This is a genomic window from Sulfophobococcus zilligii (assembly GCF_055398255.1).
Genome location: NZ_AP042406.1, coordinates 1,094,240 through 1,108,280, shown reverse-complemented (window position 1 = coordinate 1,108,280; position 14,041 = coordinate 1,094,240). Strand labels below are relative to the sequence as shown.

13 protein-coding genes and 1 tRNA gene are annotated in these 14,041 nt (G+C 38.3%); 10 read left to right on the top strand and 4 right to left on the bottom strand.

Annotated features, from left to right (window positions below; translation table 11 throughout):
• Window positions 1-37: 37 nt before the first annotated feature.
• The 3 genes from ACZ5YP_RS06330 (at window position 38) to ACZ5YP_RS06320 (ending at window position 6,031) form a co-directional block, all read left to right on the top strand.
• Window positions 38-3,262, top strand: coding sequence for a COG1361 family protein (locus tag ACZ5YP_RS06330; protein WP_464834901.1), 3,225 nt, complete (start codon window positions 38-40; stop codon window positions 3,260-3,262).
• Between the two features lie 12 nt (window positions 3,263-3,274).
• The gene (locus tag ACZ5YP_RS06325) at window positions 3,275-4,498 is read left to right on the top strand and encodes an ABC transporter permease (protein WP_464834900.1); all 1,224 of its coding nucleotides are present in this window, start codon (window positions 3,275-3,277) and stop codon (window positions 4,496-4,498) included.
• A 153-nt stretch (window positions 4,499-4,651) separates the two neighbouring features.
• Window positions 4,652-6,031 carry an MATE family efflux transporter gene (locus ACZ5YP_RS06320; protein ID WP_464834899.1) on the top strand — a complete coding sequence of 460 codons (1,380 nt, stop codon included), beginning with the start codon at window positions 4,652-4,654 and terminating at the stop codon, window positions 6,029-6,031.
• Window positions 6,032-6,049: 18 nt separating this feature from the next.
• Here the strand turns inward: ACZ5YP_RS06320 and ACZ5YP_RS06315 are convergent, their stop codons facing one another.
• Window positions 6,050-6,697, bottom strand: coding sequence for a class II aldolase/adducin family protein (locus ACZ5YP_RS06315; RefSeq protein ID WP_464834898.1), 648 nt, complete (start codon window positions 6,695-6,697; stop codon window positions 6,050-6,052).
• A 117-nt stretch (window positions 6,698-6,814) separates the two neighbouring features.
• Here ACZ5YP_RS06315 and ACZ5YP_RS06310 point away from each other — a divergent pair, with 117 nt between their 5' ends.
• From ACZ5YP_RS06310 to ACZ5YP_RS06295, 4 genes are all read left to right on the top strand, one after another.
• The gene (locus ACZ5YP_RS06310; protein ID WP_464834897.1) at window positions 6,815-7,462 is read left to right on the top strand and encodes a hypothetical protein; all 648 of its coding nucleotides are present in this window, start codon (window positions 6,815-6,817) and stop codon (window positions 7,460-7,462) included.
• 408 nt (window positions 7,463-7,870) lie between these two features.
• Window positions 7,871-8,752 (top strand): ParB N-terminal domain-containing protein, encoded by an 882-nt coding sequence (locus tag ACZ5YP_RS06305; protein WP_464835971.1) that lies wholly within the window; start codon window positions 7,871-7,873, stop codon window positions 8,750-8,752.
• Window positions 8,753-8,811: 59 nt separating this feature from the next.
• Window positions 8,812-9,198: a hypothetical protein gene (locus ACZ5YP_RS06300; protein ID WP_464834896.1), complete on the top strand. Its 387-nt coding sequence runs from the start codon at window positions 8,812-8,814 to the stop codon at window positions 9,196-9,198.
• 49 nt (window positions 9,199-9,247) lie between these two features.
• Window positions 9,248-9,715 (top strand): hypothetical protein, encoded by a 468-nt coding sequence (locus ACZ5YP_RS06295; protein WP_464834895.1) that lies wholly within the window; start codon window positions 9,248-9,250, stop codon window positions 9,713-9,715.
• Here the strand turns inward: ACZ5YP_RS06295 and ACZ5YP_RS06290 are convergent.
• A complete protein-coding gene (locus tag ACZ5YP_RS06290) occupies window positions 9,712-10,368 on the bottom strand; it encodes a hypothetical protein (RefSeq protein ID WP_464834894.1) in 657 nt (218 codons plus the stop codon). The two genes, ACZ5YP_RS06295 and ACZ5YP_RS06290, sit on opposite strands and share 4 nt — an antisense overlap.
• A gap of 93 nt (window positions 10,369-10,461) precedes the next feature.
• Between ACZ5YP_RS06290 and ACZ5YP_RS06285 the strand changes: the two genes are divergently transcribed.
• Both ACZ5YP_RS06285 and ACZ5YP_RS06280 read left to right on the top strand, forming a co-directional pair.
• Window positions 10,462-11,445 (top strand): bifunctional phosphoglucose/phosphomannose isomerase, encoded by a 984-nt coding sequence (locus tag ACZ5YP_RS06285; RefSeq protein ID WP_464835970.1) that lies wholly within the window; start codon window positions 10,462-10,464, stop codon window positions 11,443-11,445.
• A gap of 49 nt (window positions 11,446-11,494) precedes the next feature.
• Window positions 11,495-11,569 (top strand) — tRNA-Pro (locus ACZ5YP_RS06280).
• Here ACZ5YP_RS06280 and ACZ5YP_RS06275 read toward each other — a convergent pair.
• Both ACZ5YP_RS06275 and ACZ5YP_RS06270 read right to left on the bottom strand, forming a co-directional pair.
• Window positions 11,551-12,156: a hypothetical protein gene (locus ACZ5YP_RS06275; RefSeq protein WP_464834893.1), complete on the bottom strand. Its 606-nt coding sequence runs from the start codon at window positions 12,154-12,156 to the stop codon at window positions 11,551-11,553. The two genes, ACZ5YP_RS06280 and ACZ5YP_RS06275, sit on opposite strands and share 19 nt — an antisense overlap.
• The gene (locus tag ACZ5YP_RS06270; RefSeq protein WP_464834892.1) at window positions 12,131-12,376 is read right to left on the bottom strand and encodes a hypothetical protein; all 246 of its coding nucleotides are present in this window, start codon (window positions 12,374-12,376) and stop codon (window positions 12,131-12,133) included. The genes ACZ5YP_RS06275 and ACZ5YP_RS06270 overlap by 26 nt, the downstream gene beginning before the upstream one ends.
• Before the next feature lie 186 nt (window positions 12,377-12,562).
• On the opposite strand from ACZ5YP_RS06270, the gene ACZ5YP_RS06265 reads away from it, so the two are divergent.
• Window positions 12,563-13,966 carry an ABC transporter substrate-binding protein gene (locus ACZ5YP_RS06265; RefSeq protein ID WP_464834891.1) on the top strand — a complete coding sequence of 468 codons (1,404 nt, stop codon included), beginning with the start codon at window positions 12,563-12,565 and terminating at the stop codon, window positions 13,964-13,966.
• Window positions 13,967-14,041: the final 75 nt, after the last annotated feature.

Here is a 14,041-nt window from a genome sequence, read left to right as displayed (position 1 = left end):
AAAGACTGTGTCTGTAGACATATTCATGGTGATAATTATGGAGAATAGAGGAGTAAATAGACTGCTTATAGGAGTAATACTCGTATTAATTATTATTCTACAGTTATTTACAAGTATAAACTATGCACAGAATTCTCTCTTTACACTAGTTAGTTATAGTTATAAATCATCATCTGGTTCAGAATACATTTATCCAGGTAGTAGAAACATTATAGTAACAGTAAATGTTTTATATAATGGTCCATCACCAATCACAATATCAGCAGGATGTATACAGCTACCAGAAGGCTTTACTATTACAAGAGGCTATAGTACATGCGCACCACCTCAGACACCAAATGGAACAACATATGAAACAGTTAATCAAGGAGATATAGTAGTATTTACATTCCACATAGACGTTGAAAACAATGTAGCTCCAGGTGTTTATTTAGCTAGTTTAGCTATACAGTATAGAATGGAAAAAACAAGTGTTAGCGAGGAATTATATGGAATAATACTAATTGTATCGCAATACCCAGAACTCGCACTCGAAGTAGTCGACTGGTATTGGAGTCCAGCTGGCTATCCAGGTAGTGAAAACGTATACCTATATATTACATTGAAAAACACTGGCAAAGCAGGGATTGTAGAAGCTTATGGTGCTACAACTCTAGATCCAAACGTGTTTACACCGTCAACAACTAGGTTTACAATAACAAACCTAGATAAAAACGATTTCATCACTATTACCCTAGGCCCCTTCTCAATAAACCCAGATGTAGACCCAGCTAAACCATACACTGTAAAACTAGAAGTAAACGCTACAATGAGAACAGATGATAATGTATCCTATGAAGCCAAGACCCAGCTAGTCTTTAATGTTTCACTAAACACTCCTCCACCACTAAATATTGAAATTGTAGATTATGGTTTTCAAACAATTAAAACAACTAGTAATACTAAACTAGCACGATTCTACATCGTACTCGTCAATAAAGACTTTAAAAACATAAGGAGTATACATGCATATTTCACTATCAATTCAGAAAACGCGTATTTTGCAAATAACTCTCAGACAAGTCTGTATATATATAGTGGTTTAATTGAGTACAGTGGAGTCGTTTCACTATACTCCGACCCCATTATACTAGTAAATAACTCAAGTATAGAGTTAACAGTTAAACTAGTATTATTTGGAGATGATAACGGTGCAGAGTTTTGGAGTACACTTGTCTATAATTTCACAGTTAACCCGGTAGAACCAGTATTAAATATCAAAGTATCTAGAACATACTGGTCTGCTGGAGAAGTCTACCCCGGAAGTAGAGGAGCTGTTTTAAACATTGTTATTGAAAACCATGATGTAGTAGATATTAGAGACGCTGTAGTCTCAATTCATCTACCAAGAGGCTTCCAGCCATCAATACAGTCAGCCAGCAATATAGCTATTCCAAGAGGCTCGCTGACTACTGTTTCGTTTACAGGTATCTCTATCGACATCAATATTGCACCGGGCGAATACCCTGCAACTATAGTAATTGAGGGATTTGCCATTGACCCATCTACAACAACATACTTCTACTTCACTACCAAGTACACTACAAGTATAGTAGTGTCGAAACAGACATATGAACAAGGACTAATACTAGTCGACTCTGGATGGTTAAACAACTGGCCGGTTTACCCCAACACCGAGAATGCAACACTCCAAGTAGTTCTTGGTAATAAATGGCCCTATAGACTACACGCCATAGAAGTCAAACTACTACTACCACAAGGATTCCACGGTGAAAACCATGAAACCACTGTGTTTACATATATTCCAGGACCCATTAATCCACGCCAAGAAATCACTATTCAATTCACATTATCTATAGATGACATTCAACCAGGAATCTACAATGCCAGTTTGAGGGTCTCCTATGTTCTCGAAGCTGGAATAATAGATACACGTATCCAAGAGGAATTCAAAATACCAATATTGGTTAACAACCCACACAATAGTATAAAACCACTACTCGCTCAGTGGATAGGTAAGTCGCCAGAACCCCCCGAATACGGAGCCATATTAATGGTTACATTTAGAAACGAGTTAAACCCTGTTTTAAAGGGCGCTGTATTAGAATTAGAACTCCCAGAGGGCTTTCTAGCTAGTGATACAAATACAACTCGTATTACAAGTATTGCATTAAACACCAATATACTACAACAACTACAATTACAACCCCCAGGAACCACGGGGCTAGTAATACCACCTCAATTAATCCAGCAACTACTCTCACAGACAATACAGCAAAGTGCAACGAGTGTATTCAACTATGGAGATGTGTTATACTTCTATTTAAAACTAAATGTTTTGACAAGCAGGAGAGGTGTTTTCGAGTTTAAAGGTTATTTGAACTATATTGATCAATGGAATAATCCGAGGAGAATACCAGTAGCATTTAATGTAAGCCTGCTTGGATCCACCAAGATAATTGAAGTTAACACACCAATATCTCTCAGAGTAGTTAATGGAACGAGCAGTCTAGAAATACACTTTGTAAACAAGGGGTCTGCACCACTATACAATGTATATGTTTATCTCGTTCCATATAGTGGAGTATTAATACCACAAGACTCTGTTAAATACATTGGTGAACTGCCTCCAGGAGAGCTCGTTAGAGTAAACTATACTTTAATCTATAATCCCATAGCAATTATGACTAGTGGTGTACAAGCATATCTTAGATATATGAGCGTGCCCTTCACTCTTACAATAGTATACCGAGATGTTTACGGATATGTAAACTACTACAATACCAGTCTCGCTGTTCTACTGGAACCATTTATAGAGCTTTCAGCTACAACTACAAAAGCAGCTTTAACAGGAAATACACTGAGTATTTCGGGAATACTAGTCAATTATGGTATAGCAACAGCGAGAAGTATTGTTGCCAGAGCAGTATACAATGGAGTTTCCTCGGAGGCTTTAATTGGAGACCTAGATCCTGCCTCACAAACAGCTTTTAGAGTAGAGTTAAAAATCAACGAGTTTACTAGTACAAGTGTCTTATTGAGCATTATCTATAGAGATGAATATGGAAGAATCAATGAATTAAACTATACTCTCCCAATTACAAGAGTAGAAGTCAATAACACTACTACACAGCCTGTAGCAAGTACTAGTCAAGGTATTGAATACGGTATTGTAGTAGTATTCGTAGCTGTTTTCCTTGGATTAGTAGCGTTTTTACTACATAGGTATCTTAGAAAACACTCGCCTAAGACCATGACTTGATGGTTGTGAACTATGTTTCTACTATTCCTCATTGATATTTTTAGAATGGCTGTAAAAGTATTAACAGAGAGAAAAACACGTGCAATACTCACTATTGCAGGTATCGCGCTAGGCCCATTTGCACTAGTAATGATATCGAGTGTAATAGATGGCTATGGAGACTATATTGTCTCACAAGTACAGGGGCTTGGCCAGAACACTATTGTAGTGTTTCCAAGTGGAAACAATAAACTAACAGAAAACGATTTGAATAACATTAGATCTATACCTGGGGTTAAGAGGGCCGAGCCATTCTATTCTATTCAGGGACAGGTAAAAGTCGGCACGGAGACAAAAATAGTATTTATCTACGCCATTCCACCAGACCTGGTGTTTGAATCTATTAGTGGATTAGAGCTCGAGAAGGGATCTATACCATCTGAAACAGAGTATTTAAAGGCAATTATTGGCCATAAAATCGCGTATACTGATGATGGAAGTGTAGCATATGATCTTGGAGATGTATTAACTATTACATATTTGAAATCTGTTAATGGTAGAAACGAAGTTAAAAGAGTCTCAGTGGTTGTAAATGGCGTAGTAAAAGAATTTGGAGGTGCATTTGTACTAAGTCCTGATTTAACAATTATACTACCACTAGAAGCCGGGCAGAGACTACTTGGACTTAGCGATTGGAGTGGAATATACATACTAGCAGAGAATAGCAATGTAGTACAAGATATTGTTAGAGAAATACAGTCAAGATATAGAGGCGTCGTCGACGTAGTTTCATTTCAGAGTATAGCAAACGTCATTAACTCTGTTGTCGGTGCAGTCAACTTTATATCATTTGCTGCCTCACTATCATCCTTTGCAGTTGCAGTTGCGGGAGTTGCATCTACGATGATTACCTCTGTTATTGAGAGAACAAGGGAAATCGGAGTATTAAAAGCCCTCGGCTTTAGAGATAGAGAGGTCTTAATAATGATTCTAGCAGAAAGCATAATTATGAGTATTATAGGCGGGGTTATTGGAATTACACTGGGAATGATTGGCTCACACATCCTAGCATCAACTGGTGTAACAATTAGAGCTGGGCCACAGGCAGAAATAGTCATTAAAGCACCACCAAAAATCACTGTGTTTGGAATACTCAGAGCAACCATATTGACTTTAATGGTTGGAATAGCTGGAGGTGTGTTTCCAGCATACCGCGCCTCGAAGATACCACCAGCTGTAGCATTAAGATACGAGTAAAACACACTATATAACCATGATTTTATTTTTCAACTATGTTACAATACAGTATTGACCATGTTTAGCTCGAAAATCGACCACTAGTTAATAAGGTATTGTTTTATGTGTGGTTAAATATAGGATTTCGTGAAACTGCTTATTCCGGTGGCTGATATGCAAAAACAGAGTGGGAAATGGGTTTTAGAAGAACCATTATTAAAGGTTGTATTGAAAATAGGCCTTCCAATAGCGGCAATGCAGGTTTTAAGTGTTATCTATAATATTGTTGATCTCTTCTGGCTTGGAAGATATAGTAGTGAGGCAATAGCAGCTATCAATGCTTCTTGGCCTACATTTTTCCTAATAGTCTCTGTATTTGGAGGTTTATTTGGCGCTGGAAACGCACTAGTATCTCAATCGTGGGGTGCCGGTAGATACGATTACGCTGTGAAATCTACTTGTCAACTCATATCATTTGCTGTGGTTGCCGGTATTCCTGTTGCCTTAATTACAGCTCTGGTTTCACCATACCTCTTATTCTTTATAACCAGTGATCCCGGCGTCTATAACACTGCTCTCCAATACATTAGAATAATAGCTATTGGACTGCCCTTTTTCGGTGTATTTGGAGCAATTCAATCGGGTTTTATATCAATTGGTAGGAGTAGTTTAATTATGAAGTTTATGGTTTTAAGTAATCTCTTAAACATGATTTTAGACCCCATATTCATATTTGGATGGTATGGACTACCAGAAATGGGTGCTAGTGGAGCAGCACTTGCAACCATTCTAAGCCAGGCAGTAGCATCACTACTAGCACTATTATTCTTCCTGGAAAAGGGGTTAGATGGATATAGACCCCATTGGAGCTACTTCAAACCAGATTTAGAAGTATATAGGAAAATACTGAGTATTGGACTACCACTATCGGGATCCAGCTTCGCCGAGGCCTCTGGCTTCTACGTACTCGCTGGAATAATAGGGTCTATGGGTACAAAGACCCTTTCAGCCTGGGGTATTGGTGACAGGCCCTTTAGTATTATATCGATAATTGATGCCGGGCTACTAGCTGCATGTACTACTATTGTGGGTCAGAGTATTGGAGCTGGCGACTACGAGAGAGCTCGTGAAACAGTGAAAAAGATACTTTTATGGATGGTGATTATAACTAGCTTGATGGTAACGCCAATGATTTTATTTAGAAGAGAAATAGCAAGTATTTTCTCACCACTAGACGCCGAGGTCGCTTATTATGCATCAGAGTTTATGTTGTATATGGGTCCATCACTAATAACTCTAGCAGTACTATTTGTAGCAAATTCTGTTGCTAATGGAAGTGGGCATACAAAACCATTAATGATTCTATCTATGTTGAGATTATGGGTTCTTAGAAATCTACTAGCATACCTCCTGGGCCCCGGCCCATTGAATCTAGGTGTGCGTGGGTTATGGATTGGAATGGGTCTTAGTAATATAGTAACTGGGTTGGTTGCACTAGCGTGGATTTTCTCGTATAGATGGCTTAAACCAGTTATCAATATTGAAAACAGGTAGAGTGATATTCTTGGAGATCTATGACTTGAATTTTGACCTATAAATCTCTCTTATTTTCTCCAGCGAATCTAATGGTACTGTATAGTATTTTAAACCAGTTGCCCTCACCAATATGTATATCTGAGCTACTCTTTCAACTAGTTCTAGTATTTCCAGGGCTTCATCCAGGTTCCTACCACAAGCTACAACGCCATGGTTTGCCAGTATAACAGCACTTCTATCTCTCAAAGCCTCTACAGCATTTCGAGCTAGTTCAATTGTGCCAAAGGGGGCGTATTCAGCTACTCTTATTTCACCACCAGTATACAACACCATTTCTTCTATTACTGGTGGTAGTGGTTCTCTGAGTACAGCTAGTACGCTAGAGTATACTGGGTGGGCGTGTACAACCGCGTTGAAGTAGTCGTATGCCCTATATATCTCTAGGTGTAAATTCACCTCTACTGTTGGTTTACGTATTCCCTCTAAGACCTCTCCATTCATATTGATTAAAACAATGTCTTCTGGCTTCAATTCCGACTTTACTACTCCACTGGGAGTAATCAATACCCTCTCTCTATCTACACGTATACTTACATTACCAGATCTACCGTGATTCAATCCCTTTTCATCCATATACCTCATTGCATCAACAATCTTCTTTTTCAACTCAATGAGAAGCTCCAAATCTCCAACCCATATATACTGATTACTACTATCTAATATATTCTACACCAATGCATCCTCCTTGGAGAAATGAGTATTTAAAGAGGAATATGCCTTTTCAAGCCTGAGGTGTAAGTATTGAGTACAACTAGGTATTTACTATATAGTGTAACCCTGCTACTCTTGTTTTCTATATTGACTACTCCAAGTATTATAGTTGGTAATACTACACCAGTGTATAAACCAGGAGACTACTTTGTCTACAGTGTTGTCTTCGAAGAGACTATTCAGGGAGAGTATTGTAGAGTAGAGTTTAAGTATAGACTAGATATTACGAGAGTCGAATACCCTGTAGTAGAGTATAATGCTTCATACATAGATGTAAAGTCGAGTGGGACTTGTCCTAGTAGTCTTCCAACGGGTAAATATTCATATGTAGCTAGAGTAGACTTATACCCTAATTCCACGGAGAGCGACATATTTCTCGTTAATCCATCTTATAGTGGAGAATACAAAAATACAACTATGGGCGAGCTAGCCACCGGTACTCTTGTATTGAATTATAATAGTGGAGTTTTAACGAGTGGCTCTATACACATAGATGCCGGCTATATTGGTGATCAATCAATTAAAATAGAACTAGTGGAATCGAGTATTAAAGGGCTTGTCAACCGAGGAGAATCTATTAATCCACTACTATGGATTACTACAGTGATAATAGTATTAGTAGTAGTCATAGGAGTGTATTTCTTACACGCAAGAAAAGAGAATACTCAAACTAGTTGATTTTAACCGTTTGTCCCTAGAGGGTCATTCTTTATTGTTTTAGGGTTTTTAGGGTCGCCTCTAGGGACTTCCACCTCGTCCACAGGGCTTTAGTTATCTCTGTGGAGTCATGGGCGGCCTTCGTCCCGAACGGCACACGGGACACATCTACGAGAGGTTGCCCCGCGGGGCTTGGAGCACTGTTCCCATCACCCCACAGTCTCCAATACCCACATAAAACCCCACACAACCCTAATAAATTTTTCAGCCCCTAGGTCTAAGCTTCTATAATTATGGCTCTCCAAGTATTTTTAATTGTAGTTTAAAAGAGAAATTACTGCTAGTGGTTTTTCCTTTACCTCAATGTAGATTCAAAACTAATATATACGGTATATATCTATTTATTTATGGTGTTGGTCATTGTCAAGTGTGAGTCAGGCATATGTATTGAAAACACCGCGTTTAGAATTAAAAATAACACTAGTTGAAACAAGCAAGCTATATATACATGAAGAGATTATTCCGGAAAGCCTAGCTAGACTAGTCGATAAAATCAAGAGTGAGGGTGTGTGGACCGATCCCATTATTGTAGATGAAAAAACAATGGTTGTATTAGATGGTATGCATAGAGTTGCAGCTGCCAGACAACTAGGATTTAAATACATACCAGCATGCCTGGTAGACTACGACAACCCCAGTATCGAGTTGTATGCTTGGAGCAGGGTATTCAAGCCAGCTAGGAAAGAGGGTAGGAGTGGATTAGACTACATGGACTACCTAGTAAACCAGTTGAATACAGCTGGATTTAGAAGCATCCACATACCAAGCCTCGAAGCAGGTTTTAAAATGTTGAACAAGAGGAGTTTGATCGGCCTACTAGTATTCGAGGATAGGATTATTGGTGTTAAATCACTAGTTCAAGATATTAAACTAATATATGATAGAGTGAAAAACATTGAGAATATAGCTGTAAACAAGGGCTTTACAGTAGAATACCATACAGAGAAAGACGCCTTATCTCTCGCCAGAAATGGAGAAGCAATCACTCTCATTCCACCAACAATAACCAAGAATGAAGTACGTGAAGTAGCATTACGCGGCGAGGTATTTATACATAAAGCAACAAGACATGTTATTCCAGCTAGACCTCTTAGAGTTAATGTTCCACTAGAATGGCTTGTAGGCAACATCAATTTAGAAGAAATACAGAGAAAACTAGTTGAGCAATTGTCAAATAGAAAGATAAAAATTCTTCCACCCGGTACAATACTAGATAGAAGATACGAAGAAGAACTATATGTCTTTGAATAATACACTCAATTCTACTTCGAGTATTTTTTATTAAATACAAGCCCGAATTTATTTATGAGGTGGGAGTTACGATACACACATATATCAGAGATAAAACTAGAGAGCTTTCTCCAGTAGAGAGAGAAGAGAGGTATAAATACCTTGGAAAAGAAGTAATAGACATCAACGATCCTGGTTTAGACAGTATACCAGAATTCTACGGTATTGCAAACGCGATATGGAGTGATTGGAGAGAAAGAAAAATAATCACTAAAACAGCGATTGGCAGACTCTTACTACTAAAACTCTTAACTAATAAAAACAAAAACAAGAAGATAAAGGACATACCCGAAGAAGAACTAGAAGAAGTAAGAAAATTCATAGACTATGTAATGCAAGTAATAAGAAATGAAAGTAGAAAACGCGATGGAGAAGTAGAAGGAGAAAAACAAAGTGATACACTGTGAAATATCCTGTGTATGTGTTAAATAATCAATTACTGTCTTGGTGGTCCATGTGAAACTCCTTACTAAACCACCCAGAATAAAGGTTTTAGAAGCTATTGGAGCTCTCGGCGATGGCAGGGTTAATATGGTTTCCGAATCCAAGGCTCTTGTCAAGTCGAGTGGAGGTGAACGCGTCTATACAGTTGTATTAATACAAGATACTCCAGGTGTTTACCGTGCTTATAGTAATGATAATGGCACAATACACAAGGGCTATATTGGATACCCTATTCTATCAGTCATGATGGTTAAAGAGATAATCCCAGTTGACGGTGAAGTAATGAAGGCTATGACTGGTATACCATGGAGAGAACTCAATGAAAAATACCAGAAATACGCTGTTGTTGAAAATATTGTATTGTCTAGAGCGGAGAGAATGGGTATTCCACGAATTATAATAGACGACTATGTAAACATTGTATTCAAGAAACTCGGCTTGTTAAAAGTATACTTTGACGAATCGCTCTCCCGTATTTAAACCAGGCCTACTCGGCCCTTGTAGACACCAATATATCTACTCCTCGCTAGTTCTAAAAGAATGCTTCTAGCTGTTTTCCTGTCTACTCCCAGCTCCTTAGAGAGTATTAAAACAGCATCTTTGATCGTTATTTCTCCATACGTAGACAACGCGTTTTTTAGAATTCTATATGCTTCGCCTTTTAACCCTGCTGGTTGATTTACTTCTTTAATCCCATTGCTTGTAAACTCGAATCTAACTGTATAGTTTGTATCTAGCGATTTCAATATGTATTCACTTGTACCTGGAACTCTCTTAACAACATACTTGGCAAATCCCGGTATTTGAATACCAGTATATCTATGTAGGATAATTAAACTACTTGCTCTACACTGTAAGAGTTTTCGTATTCTACGTGGATAGAAAACCAATAAATAATCAGGTTTTTGACTACATGCTTCATCCGGGTTTGCGAGTAGAGTGATTTTGTCTAGTAGTTCTATGGGGATATATCTTGATACAATGTTTTTCTCGTCTACTAGTACAACTTGTTTCTGGGTGTTAACTACTTTGTACGTGATAACAAGACATATTTTTATCAATGTATTTATATCGCGTGATCCTATCAATGTCTTGGGTTTTAATATTGTTTCAAGCAGGTCGCTAGACTCCATGATTCAACCACTTTGCTTATTTCAACTAATACTTTAAACCTGTAAAATTATATCTAGTGTTGTAGTCTATATTGGGTGGTCGTATTGATTGATATGTATTTAAACTGGGCTGGCCAGGTAAAACAAGCTCTAGACTACTGGGGGAAGTATAGAGTAACTGGCGACTTCGACGAAGTAGTTGTTATTGGCATGGGTGGTAGTGGTATTGTTGGAGACTATCTCCAATTACTGTCTACTCTGAAAAAGGGGATACCGGTTTACACTGTTAAATCACATATTGCTCCATCATATATAGATGAAAACACTCTCGTTATACTAGTTAGTTATAGTGGAAATACCATTGAGACTATTAAAGCACTTAGACAAGTATTGTCTTCGAGGGCTAAGCCCGTAGTTGTATCTAGTGGTGGAGTATTGAGGGAAGAAGCTTTGAAAAACAATCTACTCTATATTCCAGTTCCCAGCGGGCTGCTTCCAAGGGCCTCACTGCCCGCTATGCTGTACAGTATACTAGGCCTCTTAGACTCAAGTGGATATACAGTTATCACTAGAGAAGAAGCCGAAAAATCCCATAGATTCCTAGTGGAAACAACTAGTCAAGCAAATAATATAGGAGTAGAAATAGCAGACTGGATGGCTAGAGAGCTAGGTGACGGGAAACTACCAGTTATGGCAACACACAGCCCCCTCGAAGCACTCGCAATTAGAAGTAAAAACGAGTTTAATGAAAACAGCAAAATAATAGTGAAAGTCGATGTTGCACCAGAATGGATGCACAACGACATTGTTGGCTATGAAAAGCCTGTTCCAAACGGGTTCCTAGTCTTGGAAATAGTAGATCCAGGCGACTCTATAGGCGTAAAACTAGTAGACTTCATGGAGAAAATATATAGAAGCTACAATGCAAGCATCTATAGATTAAACCTACTAGGAGAATCAATACTCGAAAAAATAATGTATGGTAGTCTAGTAGCCGGATTAGCCAGTGTATACCTTGCTGAAAGAAGGGGGCTAGACCCCGCTGAAACAAAGAGTATACATGTATATAAGAGAGAAGCACCCAGTATATTTGGGTGAATTGATTATAAAATAAAAACCCGTGTATTATTTATTATAATGGATTAGAGGGGCCGTAGTCTAGCCTGGCTAGGATGCGGGGCTTGGGCCCCCGTGACCCGGGGTTCAAATCCCCGCGGCCCCACTCCTCACTCTTATTCTCTCTAGTATCTCCCAGTATTCACTGTCGTTTTTGAGTGTTTCGTATTCTTTCTTTACTTTGTTTAGTATTCCCCTCGCGCCTTTCTCTATGAATTCAACTATTAACTCTTCTATTCTACTCGATACCCCCCATGGTTTTCCAGGGAGGCCTATTCTACCAATACTTGCTTTTGCAATGAGCCATGTTTTTACTACTAGTGGATTAATTGTTTTGACTAGTACTTCCTCTGATAATTCTCCTCTACTAGCCCATAGTAGTTCACGTGTAAAGCCTACTGCCAGTGTTCTATGTATTACATCTAATAGTTCACGATATACATCGTTCTTTTTCTCGGAGATTTCTCTTAGTGCATTATCAACATCTATTTTTGTTAATGGTGCTCTCAGAGCTATTGATACTATTTCTCGTGTTAAAACGGGGTCTATTGAGCCCCATAAACCAACAATACTGGATAAGTATCCACTGTGTATAATAGTGTCTTTAAACGCTTCGACCGGGTTTTTAACTGGTATTTCTCTATGACTTAATACTGCTTCTACTTCCTCAGGGGTTAAAGGATCTCGCCGCAACTGGTTTCTCGTCAACTACTAGTAGTGGTACACTCCAAACACCATATCTAACCACATCGAAGGGGGTTTCAGCTACTATAATATTTATTTCTCCAAGTAGATCCCTCCCAGCTAATGTCTTCACGATATTATAACTCGAAATACACGTTGGATGAATAATTAACTTCGTTCTAGAAACATTAGTTAATTCCGTTGGTCTTTTATAGTTTAAACGAATCATTTTTACTCACCTTATGCTTCAATTTACACTATACTATATTTCTAGCTTCATATGGATGCATAATTTGTAATAAATTCAGGTGGTTATGTAGTGTATTCTATCTATGTTGTGAAAAACAATTCGAGATCAAGTATATATAAAATATTTAAATATATTGCATGTATACATATATATGGGTGAATTTAATTGCATTCCCACAAAGCCATTTCTAAAACAATGGGAATTGTAATAATCCTTGTTGTAATAATAGCAGTACTCGTAGGAATAATTGTCTATCTCACTCAACCATCTGCACCACAAGTTGAAAGAAAACTTCTTATTTACCATTGGTGGACTGCTGGAGGCGAGAAAGAAGCCATTAATGCTGTATTTAACATATTCCTACAACAATACAAAGATGTTGAAATTGTTGAAAACCCTGTGGCCGGTGGTGCTGGAGCTGTAATGAAAGCTGTAATATGGGGTCTACTTGCCGCTGGAACACCACCTGATACATTCCAAGTTCACGCTGGTGGAGAATTAAAAGAATATGTTGATGCAGGTTATCTCCAACCAGTAGATGATATTTGGAGGGAATTAGGACTTGAACAGGTAATACCACCAACACTACAATCAATGTGCAAATTTGGAGGTCACTACTACGCTGTCCCAATAAATGTTCATAGATCTAATGTTCTATGGTATAACCCAAAGATATTCAATGAATTGGGGATTATAGAGAAATATGGCGATCCACGTACATGGGATATGTATAAACTCCTAGAAGTTGCAAGATATATTAAACAACAAAGACCCGATATTGCTCCACTAGCACTAGCCACTAGAACGAAGTGGCCGTTAACCCATCTCTTCGAAGACCTACTTGCTCTCCATGGCGGCCCAGAAATATATGTTAAGTTCTGGACAGGTCAATTTAACTACAATGACCCTAACGACCCAGTTAATAAAGCTGTAAGAGAGGTCTTAATAGTCATAGGTACTTTTATAAAAGAGGGATTAGTTAACAGTAACCACCCCGAGCTTGAATGGGATCAAGCAGCCGCGCTTGTAATGCAAGGTAAAGCAGCAATGTATATACATGGCGACTGGGTTGCTGGATACTTCATAGCTAACAATGCTAAGTATGGTGAGCAATGGGCTGCTGCACCATTACCAAAGAATATTTTCATAGTTCTATCAGACTCGTTCAACTTACCTGCTAAAGCTCCTCATGTCGAGATAGCTAAGGCTTGGTTAAGAATTGTCGGATCAAAAGAAGCCCAGGAATCATTTAACCTGATCAAGGGATCGATACCCGCCAGAATAGATGTAACTCTAAACTATCCAGATCCATATAGACCTGAGACCGCCCAAGACTTTAAGACAGCTACACTAATTCCAAGTGCTGTTCACGGAGGAATAACTAAAGAAGCATTCGTTACTGAATTGCATAATATCCTTACATCAATGGTTACAGCTATCTCAACTGGAACAAGCGTTGAAGATGCTGCAAACACAGCAATGGCATCTATAAAAGCTGCAATAGTAAACACTGGACTACCAAACTTCTGGAAAGGAGTTTCCTTTGAGTACTTTATAACTAGACCCTGATTTTTTCTTTATACTCCTCTTAATCGTTATTTATGATTTTTAACCTACCCTATTCATTATATATGTAATTGGGAG

Bases quoted from the DNA above. Each gene is read 5' to 3' on its own strand.
- ACZ5YP_RS06330 (WP_464834901.1), top strand. From the start codon at position 38: ATGGAGAATAGAGGAGTAAATAGACTGCTTATAGGAGTAATACTCGTA.
- ACZ5YP_RS06325 (WP_464834900.1), top strand. From the start codon at position 3,275: ATGTTTCTACTATTCCTCATTGATATTTTTAGAATGGCTGTAAAAGTA.
- ACZ5YP_RS06320 (WP_464834899.1), top strand. From the start codon at position 4,652: ATGCAAAAACAGAGTGGGAAATGGGTTTTAGAAGAACCATTATTAAAG.
- ACZ5YP_RS06290 (WP_464834894.1), bottom strand. From the start codon at position 10,368: ATGGAGTCTAGCGACCTGCTTGAAACAATATTAAAACCCAAGACATTG.
- ACZ5YP_RS06285 (WP_464835970.1), top strand. From the start codon at position 10,462: ATGTATTTAAACTGGGCTGGCCAGGTAAAACAAGCTCTAGACTACTGG.
- ACZ5YP_RS06270 (WP_464834892.1), bottom strand. From the start codon at position 12,376: ATGATTCGTTTAAACTATAAAAGACCAACGGAATTAACTAATGTTTCT.